The organism is Fusicatenibacter saccharivorans, from assembly GCF_027667425.1.
In the GTDB taxonomy this organism is placed as follows: Bacteria; Bacillota; Clostridia; order Lachnospirales; family Lachnospiraceae; genus Fusicatenibacter; species Fusicatenibacter saccharivorans.
On sequence record NZ_JAQEGR010000027.1, the window covers coordinates 1 to 18,980 of the forward strand.

The window sequence follows — 18,980 nt, forward strand, 5'->3', positions numbered from 1 at the left end:
TTTTTAGGGCAACACAATCCGTCGAATTATTTTGCACTTACAAAGAAAACACCGATCTGCCGGAGATTCCGGATGAAAAACAGATCGATGATTTCATGGCCAGTGTGCATGAACGGATTGTGCGGGGAGAGATGTGACCGGGCCGGGGGCTTTGCCCCCCCCCGGAACCCGGCCACTTGATTTTCTTCTTATGATTTTTCTATGTTTTTTATGCAACATTTTTAGCTTATCATTGCTTACTGCACAATGCTGCTTTCTTCAATCCATTCTTGAATCCTTGAAGCACTTTCGTTAAGATAGTAGGCTATTTTTTAACTTCCATTCCATTTGTGTTCATGAATACAGCCATATCTTTTATTTTTTTCATTTCTTGGTTCCGCAATTCTTCATGAGTTTCTATTTTTTTCAGAATCTCACCGCAAAGAGCATCTTCTCTTTTTTCCATTTCCTCTGCGAATTCTTTACTACTTCCTTGAATTCCATTAATCTGTAACGAAAAAAGAGTCACGATTGCCTCTTTATCGGACTCACCAAAAATAGAATACTCTTTCATTTTTCCATCATCTCGTACTTTAGTTTGTGGACAAAAGATCCCGCCAAACTTGCATTCTGCCCTATACATATAAGACATAATCTGAAAACAGTCTTCTCTTTCCGGTTTATCTGATTTATTTGAAGCAACGTTTTCCCATTCGTTTTTATATTTTGCGTCAATGATCAAGAGTGGTCTGTTTTTATCGGAAATGACCTTTTTATCGGAAATGACCAAATCAGGCTGTAGCTCTATACTTTGACCATTACAGAAAAATGTTCCAAATGATTTTTTTCCCTCTATTTGATATTTGTTTTCTATTTTCTCCTTTACAATTTGAACCAAATATCTTTCCCATATATAATTCATGTTAATTAATATACCATTGACATTCGTCCCATCGTCCTCTGGCGCAATTCCCATATACTTTAAAATCAAAATTGCCGTTTTCCGGACACTTTCCCAATCCGAATATACCGCATGCGTGATTTTTTTTCGTTCCTTCTGAACCAGTTTTCGCGCTTCCTGACGCGACACAGGCTGCATGATATTTTTTAACTGTGAGATAAAATCTTTCACCGGTGTGTATTTTTTTTCCAATTCACGCATAAGGCCCGGCTGTCTTTTTTGCAATGATGTGTATGCCGTAAGAATCATACGATTCATATCATTATCAGCAGTATATTCTCGACTGGAATAGGCAATATTTCCGTTAAATATCGGATTGAGACGAATATGGCGTGCAACATCGATTCTTCCTTTTAATTTCGAATCGTTGTTTTCATACGTTCGATATCTGCGATAGATTCCTTTTCTATAAGCCCTTGCAATTTGTATTGCGAAAATAATTGCAAGAATCAAATCCAGAATCTCCCCTCTTCCCACCGAAGGCTCTACCTTCTGAAGAATATTTGCCTTCAAACCCAGTGCTTTATTTAACATATACTTGGAAAATTCACATGACTCATTTACGTCAAAACGGCTTCTTATAAAAACCTCTTCTTTCGTTCCATCGGAGGTTATCTGCAGCAGTCCAATATATTGTTGCGTCCAATATTCTCCCTTATTGCCCTGGGTCACAATCTTAAAAGGTTCTCCAGCCGCACAGTCGTTTTCATCAAGTACAAGAATATCACTTTGTGAAACTCCATCTATTAGCTTCGCAAATCTGTCTACTCTCTCCTCGGAATCTCCTGTTTCTTTATATATACTTTGCAGCAAACTACTTTCTTTATTAATTTCTTCTGATATGCACTCTTCCAATTTTGAGTAATCTTTTAAGTAAATCATTCCTTTTCCTCTGACGGAGTATTATTCTGAGCATTCTTTTGCACCTTTTCCCACTCCTTAAACGCCTCCAAATTGCACTCATTCACAAACTTCTCTTCATTTCCTTCTCCGCGTACATACTCGTAAAGAAGAGATTCTAATCTAAGATTCCAGACTTGTTGGATCAATTCATCGGCATTTTTGCAATTATTTATCCCAGGAACATTAGCAAACTGTCCTTGGCTGATATCATAATGCCTATTCAGTCCCTGATGATCTTCTATTTTTTTATTTACAAAACTAATATACTCAGCAATTTTCGAAAATTCAGCGTCTTTGTCTTTGCAGTTACTAAAAGCTTCTTCTGGTAACATATCCTGAATAATCTTTTTGAGATTTTCCGTAGCTTTTTCTACCTCTATCTCTTTCCATATAAATCTACGTCGCAACGCAAAATCCATACTTTCGACTGAACGGTCGATGTCATTCATAGTTCCTATCACAATAACATTCTCTGGAATATAAAATCCATCTTTAAACACATCTTTTTTTTCTTTTGAATAGTAACTTCCATTTTCTGGATCATAAGTACGAAGATTTGCATACTGTGTCTGAACAGAATTTTGTGGACCACGTTTATCTGACTCAAGGCAAAACATCAACTCACCAAATACTTTTGACAAATCGGCTCGATTGATTTCATCCACAATAAAGAAATATTTATCTTGGTTTTTATCCGATTCATTTCTTTCTACAACTTTACGGCAGAATTTTTTGAAAATGCCATCAAGTTTCCGAAATTCAACTTTTCCATGTGCATCCTCCACTGGCCGAAGCCCCTCAACAAAGTCTGTGTAATCATAGGATGGATGAAATTGAACTAATTGATAATCTGAGTTTGAATCATCTTTTTTCTGATCATCTGAATTTGGATCATTTTCTTTCAAATGCTTTTTATTATTTTTTGCAAACTTTTTGGCAACTTCTTTTGCCAGTCTGGTTTTTCCTGTTCCTGGGGCACCGGTTAAAATTATTTGTGTTGCACCATTTTCTACTAAATTATATAAATCCCCGAAATCATTCTGTTTATTATCCATTTTTAATATATCCTTTCCCGGTATATTTTCTATTATTTCTCTTAAGCGCTTTGTAAAGTCCTCTTTATCAAGCTGTCTTTCTTTACCTACTTTAGCATACATTTGAGAAGGTTGTTTAACGTCATCACCCAAGTTCTGAAACCACTTTTTTTCTTCAAGAATCCATCTGTCTTTCTCAGCATCCTTAGTGTCTGTATTAATCGTGTTGTAAATAATTACATAATCGCAATCGAATTCTCCTCCTTTTAACTTCAAAAGGTTTCCTTTTGATATACCATTATTGCTCAAAACTTTAAACCTTTGTCTCTCAATTTTAAAATTATAAGCGCGCAAATTCGTTTTCCAGTCCTCATCCTCAATGTTAATCTTATTAACATCAAATATCTCCTTCAATTGATTTTCTGCAGCTGATTTACTCATTTTGGTTCCTTTCATGATTTTATCTAGATACTGTTCTTTTTTCATGATATCGTAATTTCATTATTTAACAACGTTACCCTTTGGCACACGCTGAATGTGTAAGCATATTCCACTCACTACCGCTCATTATACCATGTATTTTTGTTACTGTACATATTTCAGCATATGTTTTTATGCAAAAAGCTTATATTTTTTAACTGTTTTTCGCTTTTTATACATATTTTGCACAAAAAGATTGTCCCAATTTTCCGTCTTCTTTTTCTACAGTATCAGACCTGCACCTGGCTTCAACCGTTTTTCTTTTCACTTCTATCCGCAAATCACCCGCACCGCCTCACTCACTTTCCTGTCCTCCACCGTCTCATACAGTTTCATCACTTCCATTTTCTGATCCCGATCCAGCCCCTTCTTTTTTGATATGTATATTTTGCACTGCAGTTCCCCTTCCTCATCCCACGCTTTTTCATTTCTCGGACATCCATTCAAATAGTCCCATTTTTCTTCATAAAACTTCCGCAACACTGCAAACGCCGTATTCCAGTCCATCGTTTCCTCTTTCTGCGTATCCAAAGCTGTCCTATTTTTACTGTTTCTCTGCTTTCCTTCCAGATTTTCTTTCTTCTCTTCCTTTTCTTCCCTCTCCCACTGTCTTCTCACAGCGTTTTCTCTTCCATAAAACCCAAAAACTCCGACAACTTTCGCCAGTACTTCGTTTTCCCAAAACAACAAAAAACTGCCCAGATAAACCAGCACTTCCGGAAGGAACAAAAGAACATGTCTCACAGCTTCCTCCCAGCGTGCTGTTTGATACTTTTGCACCAGCTGTCCTTCCATTTCTGTTTCTTCTATCGCTTCTGCTTCTTCCGTCAGTTCTGTTTTATCGCGCAGTCTTTCCCCATATCCGTTTCTTTTACTGTCCAGTTCTTCCTGTCCGAACCAGCTGTTCCGCGTCCCCCTGAACCGATTTTTCATGGTTCGACTTTCCATAATTCGACTCTCTATAAATCGCTTTTCCAATTCCGGTTTTCTCTTTACCGGCTGAAATGTTAATGGCTGTCTTCCCATAAAACTGCACACACCATGCCGGCAGAACCGCCCTTCTCCTTTATCCTGGCCTTTCAGTACAATTTCCAGCCATTCCTCTGCCAGAAATTCTTTTGATCTTTCCGTCTTTTTTACATCTGTCTTTTTCATCGTCACCTTTCCATCCTTTCCTCAAACATCCATTTCCAGAATCACCCGAATAGCCTCACATACCTTTGGTTCCATGTCTTCTTCCAGCAGCCACTGCAGAATCATTTTCTCCTGGTGATCCAGCTTATATCTTTTTTGAATGATTTTTTCCAGCTGCAATTTTGTAAATGCTACATCTAAATCGTAATCAATCCAGTTATCATCGTACATACCGTAAATATTCTGATAATAGTTATTATAAATTTCATATGATTCTTCTAATGTCATGTTTGTCCTCTTCTCTCTTCCATTTCATTTTGCTTTTCTTTAAAACGCATTTACCCCGGAAGAGAAATTTCTTTTCTTCCGGGGTAAATGCGTTCTTCCTATACCTCAAGCGGGGCATGCAGACTGCGGAAATGATTTTTCAAACACGCTCCAGCGTCCACTACAGAATTCTTTTTCTCTGTCCCTGTTGTTTTTTCAAAAATTCTCAAACAGCCCATCAATTAATCTGCTGTTCTCTACGCGATTGGCTAATTTTTCAAGTTCTTCTGTTACTTCTCCGCCCAGTTCCTGGTAGAATTCAAGCAATCTTTCCTGGCGTTCCTCGCATCCTGGCACTTTTTCCCATTCACGCGCCATTTTTTTGGAAAACAGACCGTTTACGTTATAAGTTTTCTGTATCTCCTGTTCTCCGTAATACTTCAGATCAATTTCTCTTTCTGCCGGCTTTGCCAGTTCCGCGCGCATCTGGCCGATAATAAAGTCCATGGAAAATGCAGGACTCTCCCATTCCAAAAAAGCACGGTACATTTCCACATCGGTATCGACGTCTCTTGGAAATCCCGGTGCTGACATGTATGGTGTCCGTATGTCTCTCAGATTGAAAAACAGAGTTGCATACCAGTTCAGATGCTCGAAATGTGTCTCTAACAGATAACGCAGCAGCGGCACATTTCCGGCTTTCATCACCTGATCCGGCTCTGCAAATTCGATTAATCCTGTGTAGTGTTCCAGCATGTATTCTGTCAGCTCTTTCCCCGCACCGGCAACTGCCTGACCCAGTGCCTCTTTTTCTCCGTACGCCAGGCTTGCGCCATCGATATCATAATGGTCGATGCAGTAATCCAGCATCTCCGGACTGCCGGACAGAATCGCCGCTGTGAGAATACCCGGGATATAAAAATCTCCGACAATCGTTTCCCGGCGAATGCTGTAATAGGTTTTTCTGGCTCCCGGAATACGATCCCATTCACAGGTGTATTCCCAGTACTCCATATTTTCTTCCGTCATTTCCTCGTCTTTTGCTTCAAACATCTGCAGCAGGGAAACGTTTCCGCTCATCACAGCCGCCAGATAATTGGGCGCATCGGTCCAGCACAGTTCTTCATGAAGATACATCTTTCGGAACGCAACGACACCGTATTTATCCATGCTGATAAATTTCTTTGCAATTTTCTCCAGATGGGACGACTCCTGTACCTGAAGAAGTCCGTCAATCGTTGTGGCAGATTCGAGTGCCCACAGGCAGACATCTTCCCTGCCGCAGCCTCTTCCATACCAGTAAGTATAGGCGGCCAGCGGAATGGCATTTCGGTTATACTGGTCTGGTTTCAGTTGATTTTCATCAAAGAATCTCTTGATTTCTTCCAGTTCTGCGTCCTGATCCAGGAGTTCCCGGATCTTTTTCGTATCCCAGACTGTTTTTCCGATATCATTTAAGGCTGTGGATTTTTTCAGGTGTACTTTCTGCAGTTCTTTCTCAAAAATCTCTCTTTCTACTGGGTTCATTGCATTTAAGACTGTCTCTTTCATTCGTTTTTCCTTCCATAATAATCTCTTTTTTCTCTTGTTAATTTCCTGTTCTTTTTGTTTCATCTCCATAAAGAAGCGCCTCTCCCAATGCTTCGATTTTGCCCCTGCAGACTACCGGGTTTTCCAGTTTGTAATGGTCGAAACCATATTCCAGCATTCCCATATCCCCTGAGAGAATGAGTGCGGTGAGTACATTTGGAATACAGAATTTTTTCGAAACGTTTTCCCGGCCTATCGTATAGCAAGGCAGCTTTCTGCTCCTACAAGGGGCAAATTCTTCCTTCCAGCCAAGGTCTTCTTCTTCATCCTCTTCTTCCATTTGTCTTTCCTTTTCAAATGCCTGCAATAGTGCAATATTGCCACTTAAAATAGCAACCAGCGTATTCGGTGCATCCGTCCAGAAGTTCGCGGATTCCTTTTGTATTCCAGACCGCTTTTCCTGCATCCCGGAAAGAGTGCGTCTGTTTTGTGTACACTTTCTGCAATTCTGCTTCCAGGATTTTTCTTTCCTTCGGATTCATTTTGTTTAAAACAGCTTCCTTCATCTTATATCTCCCCTTCCAATCTTCAGCGCAAGGCTGCTTTCCTTCGCTGTTTGCTGTTTTTTTCGTCAGGTATCCTTAAAACAAGGGTACCACACTCCTTACCTTTTCGCATTCATCCGTCAGATGAAAACGGATATTTTTCATTCATCTGTCAGATGAATTTTCTCGTTAATGTTCACTCAGTACCTGAACACTTGCTGTTCAGGTACGTAAGAATGTGATTCAGGTGTGAACAGCCCTCCTTTTGCGAAGCAAAACTCTAAATGAGGGCTGCTTACGTTACTGTTCGCAGGACACCTGTGAACAGTAACATTTTCTCCCTTGTAATCAAATGCCCTTTATGATAAGGTTAAGATATCTTTAGATTTGACTTTTATTCGTAGCTATGTCTGTAAATCATGCAGACACTTCCATTTAGAAAGGAGCAAATACCCCCGATGGGAATCTATCTAAACAGCAGCAGTGCTTTTGGATTATTTCGCAGAGATTGTCTATCAACCTATTTCATAGATAAATCTTCTATCTTAAAAGAACTTGTTCCACTCGTTGAATCAGATGATTATGATCCGGAAAAAACCGTTTTGAATTCTCAAAACAGTCAAAAATATGTGGCGATTACCAGACCGCGCAGGTTTGGAAAAACCGTCATGGCCAATATGATTGCTTCCTACTTTGGCAGAGGAATTGACAGCAGTAAAATTTTTGATCGATTAGCTGTCTCTCAGTATCCCTGGTATCAAAAGCACTTAAACCAGCATAATGTGATTCATATCATGTTCAATGAGATTCCTGCTGAAATCACCGATTATAACCATTATATAAACCGCATAAAAAAAACGCTGCTTCTGGATCTGCAAAAAGCTTACCCAGATGCTGCGATTGAAAAAGAGGACTCGGTATGGGATGCGTTGACCAGAATTTACGAATATTGTAACCAGGAACAATTTATTTTTATATTAGATGAGTGGGATTACATTTATCATCAGCCTTATATGACCGATGCAGATAAGACTGCCTATACCAAATTTCTGAGCAATCTTCTGAAAGATAAAGCTTATGTAGAAATGGCCTATATGACCGGTATTTTGCCAATTGCAAAATATTCCAGCGGTTCTGAACTGAACATGTTTTTTGAATATTCTATGGCAACCCGCGCAAAATTCAGCGAATATTTTGGGTTCACGGACGATGAAGTCAATCTGTTATATCAAAGATATTTGCAAATAGAAAAAAATCCTTCCGTTACGCGGGAAGGATTGGAATTATGGTACGATGGCTATCAGACCGCAGGCGGAAAAAAACTCTATAACCCACGCTCTGTCGTAGGGGCTTTAAGTGACAATCAATTGGGAAATTACTGGACAAGTTCTGGTCCGTACGATGAAATTTTCTATTATATCGGCGCAAATGTAGATGCTGTAAAAGATGATATTGCTCTTATGGTCGCCGACATTCCCGTTCCTGCCAAAATTCAGGAATATGCGGCAACGTCTATGGAACTGAAAACAAAAGATGAAATTTTTTCTGCCATGGTAGTCTATGGATTTTTAAATTATTCCAAGGGTTATATATCCATACCAAACAAAGAGTTGATGGACAAATTTGCCGAAGTAATTCAAAGAGAACCATCCCTTGGAAATGTTTACAAGCTTGCGAAAGAATCCGGCCGAATGCTTGCAGCTACAAAAGCCGGCGATACGAAAACAATGGCCGAACTGCTGGAATACGCACACAACACCCACAGCCCGCTGACACTGTATAACAATGAAGCGGAACTGGCTTCTATCATTCGCTGGGTATATTTGAAGGCTTTAGATTTTTATCGTATTGAACGGGAAGATAAAGCCGGTATCGGTTATGTTGATTTTATTTTCTATCCATTTCAAAAAAATGATGATGCCATTATCATAGAATTAAAAGTTAACCACTCTGCTGATGAAGCCATCCAGCAAATCAAAGACCGGCAGTATGCATTACGTTTTGAAGGAAAATTTGGCGAAAAAGCGGAATATACCGGTCGTATTCTCGCGGTGGGTATTGCTTACCATAAAGACGATATCAAAAAACTTCATGAATGTAAGGTGGAGGTTCTTCGTGAGAAAATTGTCTGATGCAGTTTTTCTGTCTATGATATTTATAAATTTTTTCTCATCCTTGATTTTTTAAGAGCAGGCGGAAATTCGCCTGCTCTTTTACACGCAATTTTATTCTTACCGTCATAGAAATTCTTACTTGCAAGTTTTCTCAGAGCTTGTTGGGGTACGCTCTAAGTTCTTTTCAAATTTCATGCAACTCTATCGTAGTTTACAATTTTTCTTTCCGCTTTCTCATCTCTTTTAGTTTCTGGTTCATGCTTTCCGCCACCATATGGTCATTTACATATACGATCAGATTCACCGTAACATAAACTCCAATAATCAAAACCTCCATCAGCACGACCATTTTAGCTTTGCTGAAGTAAAACCATCCGAATGCTCTGCCAAGTCCCAGGACAGCACAATTAGCATAGATAAAATAGATGATCTGCCGTGCAATCATGCCCTGTTTGGATACTTCTTTTCCTTCCTCATCCGGGTACATCAGAATCGGGATGGAGCATACAGCGGAAACCAGAAGAATCTGCCAGAGAATCATGACACTGATCTGGGCATCCAGACCGCACATCACAGTAATATAGATCGCGGATGCAAGCAGAACGCACACGGTAATTTTCGAAAAAATATTTGCAAGAATTTTTATTTTATTCATCATTGTTTTCGCCTCCCTACAATCCCAGTCGTTCTTTCAGAACCGGCACATACTGCCGGGAAATAATCACTTTTTCCTCATTTTCGAGTAACGCTTCAAATCTGCCGCCAAAAGCAGGCGACAAATGCCGGATTTTGTCCAGATTTAGAATCATGGATTTGGAGGCCCGCATAAATGGAAAAGACACCAGCTGTTCTTCTAACTGATACAGTTTTTCTTTAACTTCATAAACATTCTTTTGTCCATAGGCAAAGACCTTATTGTCCGTTGCCTCAAAATAGAAAATATCCGGAAGTGCCAGAAGAGTAATTCCTTTTGCATCGTATCCCGTAATTTTTCGATCCCCGTTTTTCAGTTTGCAGATCAGATGGTTGATGTCCTCCGTCAGCACACGGCATTTGATGATGATTTCTTCCTCTTCGTCCGGAGATGGATTGATGATCGTTATCTTCACATTGGTTCCCTCTTTTCTTTTCCCTATCCTCTTTTATATCGGATTTTCTTGGAGATGTCTATCCCTTGTATGGTATGCTGTATAAAAATTTTCGAATCAGTTTCAACTTTTTTGCTGTATACGGCTGATAGCGGATCGGAAAATCCATCCATGTCTTTTTATCCACGATGCTGCGCTTATGTGTGAATTCCGCAAATCCGGCCTCACCGTGATAGCCGCCCATACCGCTTTCTCCTACACCGCCAAACGGCATCTCACTGGTAGCAAGATGAATCAGTGTGTCGTTGATGCAGCCACCGCCAAACCGGCACCTCTCCAGAACCGTTTTCTTCACCTTTTTGTTTTCCGTAAAGCAGTACAGGGCAAGCGGTTTGGGGCGTTGATTGATCCAGGAGAGTGCATCCTCAAGTTTTTCATACGTCAATACTGGCAGGATGGGACCAAAAATCTCCTCCTGCATGACCGCATCTTCCCATTCTACGTGATCCAACACAATAGGTTCGATCCGCAGTTGATAAACTTTCCAAAGACAATGCGTCTTGCCGCAAGCCGGATCTTACTGCTTTTTTCTACAATGCATGGGCTTTTTCCGCCAAGTTCCAGTGTCACGGGCGTCAGATGTCTTGCAGCACTTTCCATGACCTGCTTTCCGACCGCTACACTTCCTGTGAAAAAAATCTTATCAAATTTTTCCTGTAAAAGTGCCTGATTTTCCTCCCGTCCGCCTAAAACAACGGCAACATATTCTGGTGGAAAACATTCTTCTAACAGATCTTTCAGGACATTTGCACTGGCCGGTGCATAAGCACTTGGCTTTACCACCGCAGTATTTCCTGCCGCAATGGCATCTACCAGCGGTTCTAACGTCAGCAGAACAGGGTAATTCCACGGGCTCATAATCAGCACATTGCCATAAGGAGAAGGGCTTTGATAACTTTTCGCAGCGAACTGCGCCAGCGGTGTTCTGACATGTTTTTGTCTGCAAAGCGCCCTAAGTGCTGCTTCATCCAGCGGATTTCCCCCTGCACCAGTCCAATCTCACACATCATCTCCGTCTTGCTCTTTCCAAGATCCGTATGCAGCGCTTTGCAGAGGATCTGCTCCTGTTTTTGCAAGGCCATTTCCAATCTGCTCAAAGCCTCCATCCGCACATACAAACGCCCATTTAATGCGGTACGAACCGAAACAATACGATCCGCATTTACAATCGTTGTCTTTGATGCACGCTACATACATTTTCTTGTTATTTTCTCTTCCAGCTGATACAGTCTGCTTTTAATTTCATAAAACTTATTTGACGTATAAGCAAACACCTTGTTTTGCACTGCCTCGAAATATAAAATATCTTCTGTTCTTATGGAAACACATTATTTCTTTTCTGTGTATCCCCGGATAGATTCCCCTTTGCTTCTTACATACTCTTTTATTTCTGCAAATTCTTTCGTAAAATTTACATATTCGAGTATAACGCCCCTTTTTCCGGGTCATCGATCTCTCTTTCTGTAATATTCATAACTGTCTCTTTTCTCATTTTTTATTCATTCTATAGTCGAAGGATATATTTACTTCCCATCTTTCTCCGGAAGAGCTGTCATGCACAAAAAAATAATTCCAAATACCACAACACATCCAACCATAAGCATCACCATCTGATTTACACTTACTACAGACCCCTGGAACTTCGGGTTACAATCCAGTGTATCACGAATCGCAGTAATCATTTCTTCTGGCAGCTGATTGTTCTCCATCTCTTCGAAGATTCCACGGAGCATATGATTTTTCAACAGAGAAGTTCCGTAGGTACTTGGCAGATACGACAGTACTTTCTGCAGGCCGCTGCCGAAATTTGAAATCGGCATGTAAGCTCCGCATAAAAATCCATACCCGGCACTTACGATCGTTCCCACTGCGGATAACTGACCCTGGGTTGTCAGTGGAAAACTGACGATGCTTGACAACGTGCTTCCAAAGAGTACCAGTAAAATTTCATCGAGAAGAACCCAGAATACATCTACAGCGCTCATATACCAGCCCATTTTGTACATATAGCCAAGGCATAATACAAGCGCAAGCCCATTCACCAGCAGGGAATTGACTACAGTAGATAAAAAATACCCAAGATAAAGCTGTGCTTTGCTGATTGGCGATACATTAAAATCTTTCCTTGTTCCGTTTGCCCGGTCCTGTACCATCGTAAGATTCACGCAGAATGTCACAGTCACACAGCTGACTGCCAGAAGAGCCGCGGCAAGCTGTGCGGCCACCGTTCCATCGATCAGTTTGTCTGAGATTGTAATCATGTCCGGGATCGCGGACACAAAGGAATCTCTGTATACGTTTGCCAGAAATGTAGCATACAGCAAAATCAGAATTCCCGGAGTAATTAAAGCCGAAAAAAACATTCCTCTGTCTTTAAAAAACAATTTTCTGTTTCGACTTATAAGTGCAAATACTGCCTTCATCTGTGCTCACCTCCCAATGTTTTTCCGGTTACAGCAAGAAATACATCATCCATTCTGCCCTTTACCACTTCATAATCACGGAATATTTCCTGATGTTCCACGATCAGCCGGGTAGCCTCTGCGGTATTTTTTACTTTTAACTGATAGCCATCCCGGATCTTTTTATACTCTCTGCCCAGTGTTTTGATTTCTTCTTCTGTCACACCATAAACAGACATAGTGTCCTGCACATACTCATTTTTCAGCTCAAAAGGAGTTCCTTCTGCCACGATGCTTCCTTTATCCAGAATCACCACATAACCGGCATTTGCAGCTTCTTCCATGTAGTGCGTAGTCAGAAAAACTGTCAGCTTTTCTTCCACTCGAAGTTTTTCAATGATATCCCAGATCAAAAGCCGCGTCTGTGGGTCAAGTCCTGTCGTTGGTTCATCTAAAATCAGAAGTTCGGGCCGATGCAGCAAGGCTCTTGCAATATCAATTCTTCTTCTCTGTCCGCCGGACAGTTTTCCGACCGGCCGGTTCAGATAATCTCCGAAATCAAAAATCTCCACCAGTTCCCGCAATCTTTTTTCAAACGCTTTTCCTGTTATTCCATAAAGCGCTGCTCTGTTTTTCAGATTTTCCCTGACGGTAAGTGGCTTGTCCAGCACACTGTCCTGAAATACCACGCCAAGCATTGTTCCAACTTTCCTTCCGATCTTATCCAGATCTGTGCCCTGGATCTGAACCGTTCCGCTGTCTTTGTGAAGCTGCCCGCAGATGATCGAAATCGTTGTGCTCTTCCCTGCCCCGTTTACACCAAGGAATGCAAAGAGCTCTCCTTTTTTCACCTGAAAACTCAGATCATTGACTGCTTTTACATCACCAAAGCTTTTCTTTAAATGAGTGATTTTAATCATATCTGTTTCCATTACGCCTGCCCTCTCCTTTGATTTCTTTGCTGTTCCACATAAAAAATATCAGACAATTTCAATTGATACAAAACGTGATTTTTATATCCACATACCGATGTTTGTCCAAATACAGCTTCCCGAACATTCTGCACCCAGGATGCTTCCCTGTTGTGGCAATATACCATAACATGTTCTTCCTGCTTTGGATCAATCTGTTCCACCTCACATTTCATCCATCTCACCCCCAGTTATTCCTATTTCTTTTATATATGATTTTACAGCATTCGTCCAGTCTGCATGATGTGAAATGCAGAAATTCGCGGGTAAGATGCCAATTTCTGTTGTCTGCTCGTCTGGCGCATAGGAATTCATAAAAATAAGTGGAAAGCCATGTCAATGGACATGCAACTTTCCACTTATTCATTTTCATAAATTTTTTAATCACTTGAAACTCCACGTCATGAATTCCCGCTTATCTTAATACTTCATCTTTGATCTGTTGTCCTTCCATCTTTTCAACATTCCTCTTCTCAAAATGAGTTATGAATACGAAATCCTAAAATAGTCTAAATATTCCTTATACCGATCCTGCGCTGTCAGACAGGTATCCATCAGATAACCTTTTTCATTGTTCCATTCTTTCAGACCACGATAATAAAACATCTTCAGATCCTCTTCGATCATGAACGGAACGATATTGTACTTCAGGCATTCCTTGAACATAAGCAATCGGCCTACACATAATTTCTTCTCATCTTCAACAACTAATACTCTCAATTTATTTTTCTCCATTTTCTTAACAGGAATTTTACACCCTCTATTGTACAATGCAAACATCGAAAGGTCAATAAACGGACTTTGAACATTGAAAGGAGTATTTTAATGAAATCTGAAAAAGCAACACAGATTCTTTTACTTGCAGCCGGTCTGGTGTTTTTCCTTGTCGGGATCTTCCGCGGAGAAGCAGCGGTTGTTCTTAGCAAGGCAATAAAATTATGTATGGAGTGTGTAGGAATTGGATAAGAAAATGAAATCAAACAAAAACTTTCTGGCCCGCTTCCGCGGATGGATTCAGGCAGCTGCTACACTGCTGACCAACATTCACATCCCGAATCTGTTTAAAGGGAAAATTTATCAGGGAAATGTAAAAACGATGTGCGTCCCGGGACTAAACTGTTACTCTTGTCCTGCCGCCACAGGTGCCTGTCCGATTGGAGCTTTTCAAGCCGTGGTCGGTTCTTCAAAATTCAAATTTACCTACTACATCACCGGATTTTTCATCCTGTTAGGTGTTCTGTTAGGGCGGTTTATCTGTGGATTTCTCTGTCCGTTTGGATGGTTCCAGGATCTGCTGCATAAGATTCCGGGCAAGAAACTTTCCACCGCAAAACTGAAGCCTCTGCGGTATCTGAAATATGTGATTCTGGTCGTCTTTGTTATACTACTTCCGGCATTTGTAACCAATTCACTTGGTATGGGAGATCCTTTCTTCTGCAAATACATTTGCCCACAGGGCGTACTTGAAGGCGCAATTCCACTGTCACTTGCCAACTCAGGAATCCGTGCCGCACTCGGACATTTATTTACATTTAAGTTCACAGTCCTTGCGCTTTTCATCATCCTGAGCATCTTGTTTTACCGTCCATTTTGTAAATGGATCTGCCCGCTGGGTGCTGTTTACTCACTGTTTAACAAGGTATCTTTTCTTAAGATTCAGGTTGATCATGAGAAATGTGTTGGCTGCCAGAAATGTAGTCGTGTCTGTAAGATGGATGTCAATGTAGTAGACACACCAAACCATCCGGAGTGTATCCGATGCGGAGAATGTATGAAAGCCTGCCCGACTGATGCAATCTGCTATCATTACGGATTTTCAACTAAGAAACAGGCTGAAAATAAAAACTAATAAAACGTAATTTAAAGGAGATTTAAAATCATGAAAAACAAAACACTTAGAACAAACTCAATGAAATTAAAAAAGGTAATTGCTGCATCCCTTGCCATTTCTGTACTTTTTGCGTTTACAGGCTGCGGAAATTCCTCCTCAACAGACAATACAAACACAAAACAGGAATCTTCTTCCACAACAGAAACGGGCAGCGCAGACGAGCTGAACAAAAAACGGGATGACCTTTACCAGCAGGAAAACCAGCTTTTTGCTGATCACAAAGATGCATGGGACAAAGCCTTTGGTCTTATGAACAAGAACGCTGCCGGTGATGCCATGAGCGAAAACTATGCTGATACCCTCGCAAGCACAGTGGAATCTAACAAAGACTCTTTCTCTAAAGAAGAATATGAAACTCTGTGCAAAGACATCGAGACAATCCGCGGAATTGAAGAAGAAATTGCCAAGCTTGAGAAAGAGATTGCTGCATCCGATTCCTCTGACAGCTCTTCCTCTAAATCAGACGAATCCACAGCTGTATTCAAAGGTTTCAAAGGAAAAGATCTGGATGGAAACGATGTAGATGACAGTCTTTTCGCTAAAAATAAAGTTACAGTTGTAAATTTCTGGTTCAGTGGATGCAAGCCATGTGTCGGAGAGCTCTCTAAGCTGAATGAATTAAATGAGAAACTCAAAGAAATGGGTGGCGAAGTTGTTGGTATCAACATGGATACTTTAGACAACAATGAAGCCGGAATCAAAGAGGCAAAAGAAATCCTGAAAGCTCAGGGCGCTTCCTACAAGAACCTGACTTTCGATTCTAATTCAACAGTTGGAAACTATGCTGGAAAAGGAAACATCATGGCATTTCCTACAACCGTTCTTGTAGATAAAGACGGAAATATCGTTGGGGAACCTTTCATGGGTGGCATTGACGATCAGTCAAACTACGATCAGCTGATGAAGCAGATTCAGTCCGTACTGGACCAGAAATAATTTACATAAATATCCTAGTTAGGGGGCAGTTACTGTTTGCAGTAACTGCCCCCTAACATCATTAATAATGAAGGCATCCCAGGACAGCTTCATAGTTTCCTCCAATAGCTTCATAGCACTCTCGCATTGTCATATTTTGGTCCTCCTGTCAATTGTATTCCACTAATTCATGAACCTCTGCTAATCAATGATATACATACCTTATAATCGTTTTTATAACTTCATCAATCACAATCGGCTTTGACAAATGTGCGTTCATTCCTGCATCCAGTGATGCCTGAACATCTTCTGCAAATGAATTGGCTGTCATTGCTATAATAGGAATGTTTTTTCCATCCGGTCTGTCATTCATCGCCCTGATTGCTTTTGCCGCTTCATAACCATTCATTTCAGGCATCATGATATCCATCAGGATTACATCAAATGTGCCTTTCGGATGATTTCTGAAAATCTCAACAGCATTCTTTCCATCCACAGCTCTTTCTACATTCATCCCGAACTCTTCCAACTGCACGGCAGCAATCTCTGCATTCAGTTCATTATCCTCTGCAAGAAGGACATTCACACCTGTAAGATTCACCTTTTCAGAAATACCTGTGTCTGACTTATTACATTCCTTATCTGTAATTTCCAAAGGAATATCCACGGCAAATGTGGTTCCCTCATGCTTTTTACTCTGCACGGAAATGGTTCCCCCCATCATATCTACATACTTCTTTACGATAGCCATCCCCAGTCCAGCTCCATGGTACTGCGTTCTCACATCGGAATCTTCCTGTGCAAATTCCTCAAAAACTTCTTTTGTAAATTCCTCACTCATGCCAATACCAGTATCCGAAATGCGGTAATGCATATTTATATATCCATCCCCGCCCTTTTCCTGACACCGGGCTTCAAATGTAATCGTCCCTCCATCCGGAGTGAATTTCACGGCATTGCTCAGAATATTGACCAGCACATCACGCAGGCGTGCAGGATCCGCAAGTACATTTGGAATCTTTGCATCTTCACGCTGAATCTTAAAGTTGATATCCCTGTTCGTAAGAAAGCCTTTTATAATATCCAATGCAGAATCTGTAATGTTTTTCACATCCGCCGGTACCGGATTGTATTTCACTTTTCCACTTTCGATGCGGGTCAGATCTAATACATCATTGATCAGCGACAGTAAATGCTCTGAGCTTTCGTCAATCTTTTCCAGACAATTTTTCACTTCGTCTGACGGATTGTTTTTCATTGCAATACCGGTAAATCCTATGATTGCATTCATCGGTGTCCTCATATCATGGGACATATGTGACAGAAATGCTGTTTTTGCCTTGTTTGCAGCCTGTGCATGCTCTGCCAGTTCCGCCATTTCCTCAGCTTTCTCCTGGGCCGCCTTCTGAGCTTTTTTTCTTGCACTGAGACGCACCATTGTCCCAGCCATAGCAGTCAGCAGCCATCCAAAAATAAGAAGAACCCAAACAGTAACAACAGGATGCAGACGTATCCAGTCAACAAGTGTAAGCTCTGTTGCTTTGTATGTGGTATACTGTGCTGCAAGATCTTCAACAAGATTTTGGGGCATGGCATACATTGCTTTCGTCAGAATACCAGCCAGCGCATGGTTCTCAGTTGATGAAATTACCATGCGGTAGGTGAATGTAGGCTGTTCCAGCAGAGTATATGTCATGGTGCCCGTAGTGTCACTGTTCACAAACGCCTGTGCCATGTAATAGTAGACGAAGGCAGCATCTGCTTTACCCTCACGGACAGCTTCCATCATTTCCTGTCGGGTACTGCACATCAGTTTTTCTGCACCGGGTGCCATTGCATCTTCAATTGACTTTGATGCTGTCTGGTCAACAGTAGTAACAACATTAATTTTTCCATCAAAGTCACGCCGTGTCACCCTTGCCAGCTGCATCGTAATGAAAGGTGCAGTAATCCCCCATTTTTTCGTCTCAGCATAGTTATCTGTTTCCAGGCGTGCATCGATACTCATATCTGTGGTTTCCGTATTTTTCTGATAAGCAATATACTCATCTCTGGTGGCAGGTGTAAGAAACTCATAGGAAATCCCGGCATAGTCTGCAATTTTCCGGAAGTAATCCGGGATAATACCCTTCATCTCACCATTTTCATTATAAGAATATGGATAACGGGTCGGATCACACAGAACATGAAGCGGGTTGTCCTTGGAATACTGTGAAATAATACTTTTTTCTTTCTCCGTATATTCCAGATTCTTAGTTTCGATGCTTTCATAATTTTTATTATAAAGTGTCGTTTTCCAGTCACCCTCAACTGCATTCATCTGGCCGATTGCATAATTGATCTCATTCAGCAATTCTGTATTACCTTTTTTAACCATGACATAGAAATCGCTGCTGTCAAATTTATCCACGATACGCTCATTGTTTGTTTTTCTCATAGAAGTGGCAGCAATAGCATCAACATTTCCGCTCTGAAGAGCTTCCTCCATCTCTTCTGTCGTATCAAAATAAAATGGATCATATGTAAATCCTTTATTGCCTGCAAAATCCGCAAACTCTTTATCTCGTGAGCTTCCGTTCAAAAGTGCCACACGCATACCGTTGTAAGTACTGTAATTGCCATCCACAATCGTGCTGTTGTCACTGCGGACGGTCAGAATCCCATTATTGGTTCCGATCGGACGTGAAAAATCAAACTTTTCTTCTC

The 18,980-nt window shown here is 40.9% G+C and carries 21 protein-coding genes and 1 pseudogene; 4 read left to right on the top strand and 18 right to left on the bottom strand.

The genetic code is table 11. The features are described 5' to 3' along the window. Positions 1–304: 304 nt before the first annotated feature. From PGS38_RS16650 to PGS38_RS16680, 7 genes are all read right to left on the bottom strand, one after another. Positions 305–1,822, bottom strand: a complete 1,518-nt coding sequence (locus tag PGS38_RS16650) for an McrC family protein (RefSeq protein ID WP_118594511.1) — start codon at positions 1,820–1,822, stop codon at positions 305–307. Further along, a complete protein-coding gene (locus PGS38_RS16655; RefSeq protein ID WP_118594512.1) occupies positions 1,819–3,363 on the bottom strand; it encodes an McrB family protein in 1,545 nt (514 codons plus the stop codon). The genes PGS38_RS16650 and PGS38_RS16655 overlap by 4 nt, the downstream gene beginning before the upstream one ends. A gap of 264 nt (positions 3,364–3,627) precedes the next feature. Then, positions 3,628–4,512, bottom strand: coding sequence for a hypothetical protein (locus tag PGS38_RS16660; protein ID WP_118594513.1), 885 nt, complete (start codon positions 4,510–4,512; stop codon positions 3,628–3,630). A gap of 21 nt (positions 4,513–4,533) precedes the next feature. Further along, positions 4,534–4,779, bottom strand: coding sequence for a hypothetical protein (locus PGS38_RS16665; RefSeq protein WP_118594514.1), 246 nt, complete (start codon positions 4,777–4,779; stop codon positions 4,534–4,536). A 195-nt stretch (positions 4,780–4,974) separates the two neighbouring features. Next, positions 4,975–6,309, bottom strand: coding sequence for a hypothetical protein (locus PGS38_RS16670; protein ID WP_147398225.1), 1,335 nt, complete (start codon positions 6,307–6,309; stop codon positions 4,975–4,977). A 37-nt stretch (positions 6,310–6,346) separates the two neighbouring features. Beyond that, positions 6,347–6,628 carry a hypothetical protein gene (locus tag PGS38_RS16675; RefSeq protein WP_118594516.1) on the bottom strand — a complete coding sequence of 94 codons (282 nt, stop codon included), beginning with the start codon at positions 6,626–6,628 and terminating at the stop codon, positions 6,347–6,349. A 13-nt stretch (positions 6,629–6,641) separates the two neighbouring features. Beyond that, entirely contained in the window at positions 6,642–6,854 is a 213-nt protein-coding gene (locus PGS38_RS16680) for a hypothetical protein (RefSeq protein ID WP_118594517.1), read from the bottom strand. Between the two features lie 437 nt (positions 6,855–7,291). Between PGS38_RS16680 and PGS38_RS16685 the strand changes: the two genes are divergently transcribed. Further along, entirely contained in the window at positions 7,292–8,965 is a 1,674-nt protein-coding gene (locus PGS38_RS16685; protein WP_118594518.1) for an AAA family ATPase, read from the top strand. A 193-nt stretch (positions 8,966–9,158) separates the two neighbouring features. On the opposite strand, the gene PGS38_RS16690 is transcribed toward PGS38_RS16685, so the two are convergent. From PGS38_RS16690 to PGS38_RS16720, 10 genes and pseudogenes are all read right to left on the bottom strand, one after another. Further along, a complete protein-coding gene (locus PGS38_RS16690) occupies positions 9,159–9,605 on the bottom strand; it encodes a DUF3021 family protein (protein ID WP_118594519.1) in 447 nt (148 codons plus the stop codon). Between the two features lie 13 nt (positions 9,606–9,618). Further along, complete coding sequence (locus tag PGS38_RS16695) at positions 9,619–10,056, bottom strand: LytTR family DNA-binding domain-containing protein (RefSeq protein ID WP_118594520.1); 438 nt, start codon at positions 10,054–10,056, stop codon at positions 9,619–9,621. A gap of 58 nt (positions 10,057–10,114) precedes the next feature. Beyond that, positions 10,115–10,516: an aldehyde dehydrogenase family protein gene (locus PGS38_RS17890; protein WP_330416856.1), complete on the bottom strand. Its 402-nt coding sequence runs from the start codon at positions 10,514–10,516 to the stop codon at positions 10,115–10,117. Between the two features lie 17 nt (positions 10,517–10,533). Beyond that, entirely contained in the window at positions 10,534–10,953 is a 420-nt protein-coding gene (locus PGS38_RS17895; RefSeq protein ID WP_330416858.1) for an aldehyde dehydrogenase family protein, read from the bottom strand. Positions 10,954–10,955: 2 nt separating this feature from the next. Further along, the gene (locus tag PGS38_RS17900; RefSeq protein WP_330416859.1) at positions 10,956–11,192 is read right to left on the bottom strand and encodes a hypothetical protein; all 237 of its coding nucleotides are present in this window, start codon (positions 11,190–11,192) and stop codon (positions 10,956–10,958) included. Positions 11,193–11,282: 90 nt separating this feature from the next. After that, entirely contained in the window at positions 11,283–11,414 is a 132-nt protein-coding gene (locus PGS38_RS17905) for a LytTR family DNA-binding domain-containing protein (RefSeq protein ID WP_117802413.1), read from the bottom strand. Positions 11,415–11,618: 204 nt separating this feature from the next. Beyond that, a complete protein-coding gene (locus tag PGS38_RS16705; protein WP_117761570.1) occupies positions 11,619–12,518 on the bottom strand; it encodes an ABC transporter permease in 900 nt (299 codons plus the stop codon). Next, positions 12,515–13,429 (bottom strand): ABC transporter ATP-binding protein, encoded by a 915-nt coding sequence (locus tag PGS38_RS16710; RefSeq protein ID WP_117761571.1) that lies wholly within the window; start codon positions 13,427–13,429, stop codon positions 12,515–12,517. The genes PGS38_RS16705 and PGS38_RS16710 overlap by 4 nt, the downstream gene beginning before the upstream one ends. Next, positions 13,429–13,632 carry a hypothetical protein gene (locus PGS38_RS16715; RefSeq protein ID WP_147326118.1) on the bottom strand — a complete coding sequence of 68 codons (204 nt, stop codon included), beginning with the start codon at positions 13,630–13,632 and terminating at the stop codon, positions 13,429–13,431. The genes PGS38_RS16710 and PGS38_RS16715 overlap by 1 nt, the downstream gene beginning before the upstream one ends. Positions 13,633–13,951: 319 nt before the next feature. Further along, positions 13,952–14,149: pseudogene (locus tag PGS38_RS16720) on the bottom strand (cell filamentation protein Fic); the annotation flags it as partial. Between the two features lie 144 nt (positions 14,150–14,293). On the opposite strand from PGS38_RS16720, the gene PGS38_RS16725 reads away from it, so the two are divergent. Genes PGS38_RS16725 through PGS38_RS16735 form a run of 3 tightly spaced genes read left to right on the top strand, consistent with a single transcriptional unit; the run spans position 14,294 to position 16,295 of the window. Next, positions 14,294–14,434, top strand: coding sequence for a CD1871A family CXXC motif-containing protein (locus PGS38_RS16725; protein ID WP_020435933.1), 141 nt, complete (start codon positions 14,294–14,296; stop codon positions 14,432–14,434). Next, positions 14,427–15,317 carry a 4Fe-4S binding protein gene (locus PGS38_RS16730; RefSeq protein WP_118594521.1) on the top strand — a complete coding sequence of 297 codons (891 nt, stop codon included), beginning with the start codon at positions 14,427–14,429 and terminating at the stop codon, positions 15,315–15,317. The genes PGS38_RS16725 and PGS38_RS16730 overlap by 8 nt, the downstream gene beginning before the upstream one ends. A 30-nt stretch (positions 15,318–15,347) precedes the next feature. Next, entirely contained in the window at positions 15,348–16,295 is a 948-nt protein-coding gene (locus PGS38_RS16735; protein WP_118594522.1) for a TlpA disulfide reductase family protein, read from the top strand. 184 nt (positions 16,296–16,479) lie between these two features. Here the strand turns inward: PGS38_RS16735 and PGS38_RS16740 are convergent. Then, the coding region (locus PGS38_RS16740) for an ATP-binding protein (protein WP_270476436.1) at positions 16,480–18,980 on the bottom strand (2,501 nt) is incomplete at its 5' end.

Bases quoted from the DNA above. Each gene is read 5' to 3' on its own strand.
- PGS38_RS16690 (WP_118594519.1), bottom strand. From the start codon at position 9,605: ATGATGAATAAAATAAAAATTCTTGCAAATATTTTTTCGAAAATTACC.
- PGS38_RS16675 (WP_118594516.1), bottom strand. From the start codon at position 6,628: ATGGAAGAAGAGGATGAAGAAGAAGACCTTGGCTGGAAGGAAGAATTT.
- PGS38_RS16685 (WP_118594518.1), top strand. From the start codon at position 7,292: ATGGGAATCTATCTAAACAGCAGCAGTGCTTTTGGATTATTTCGCAGA.
- PGS38_RS16655 (WP_118594512.1), bottom strand. From the start codon at position 3,363: ATGAAAAAAGAACAGTATCTAGATAAAATCATGAAAGGAACCAAAATG.
- PGS38_RS16735 (WP_118594522.1), top strand. From the start codon at position 15,348: ATGAAAAACAAAACACTTAGAACAAACTCAATGAAATTAAAAAAGGTA.
- PGS38_RS16710 (WP_117761571.1), bottom strand. From the start codon at position 13,429: ATGGAAACAGATATGATTAAAATCACTCATTTAAAGAAAAGCTTTGGT.
- PGS38_RS16650 (WP_118594511.1), bottom strand. From the start codon at position 1,822: ATGATTTACTTAAAAGATTACTCAAAATTGGAAGAGTGCATATCAGAA.
- PGS38_RS17890 (WP_330416856.1), bottom strand. From the start codon at position 10,516: ATGCAGGAGGAGATTTTTGGTCCCATCCTGCCAGTATTGACGTATGAA.
- PGS38_RS16665 (WP_118594514.1), bottom strand. From the start codon at position 4,779: ATGACATTAGAAGAATCATATGAAATTTATAATAACTATTATCAGAAT.
- PGS38_RS16660 (WP_118594513.1), bottom strand. From the start codon at position 4,512: ATGAAAAAGACAGATGTAAAAAAGACGGAAAGATCAAAAGAATTTCTG.
- PGS38_RS16705 (WP_117761570.1), bottom strand. From the start codon at position 12,518: ATGAAGGCAGTATTTGCACTTATAAGTCGAAACAGAAAATTGTTTTTT.
- PGS38_RS16680 (WP_118594517.1), bottom strand. From the start codon at position 6,854: ATGAAGGAAGCTGTTTTAAACAAAATGAATCCGAAGGAAAGAAAAATC.
- PGS38_RS16670 (WP_147398225.1), bottom strand. From the start codon at position 6,309: ATGAAAGAGACAGTCTTAAATGCAATGAACCCAGTAGAAAGAGAGATT.
- PGS38_RS16725 (WP_020435933.1), top strand. From the start codon at position 14,294: ATGAAATCTGAAAAAGCAACACAGATTCTTTTACTTGCAGCCGGTCTG.
- PGS38_RS17895 (WP_330416858.1), bottom strand. From the start codon at position 10,953: ATGAGCCCGTGGAATTACCCTGTTCTGCTGACGTTAGAACCGCTGGTA.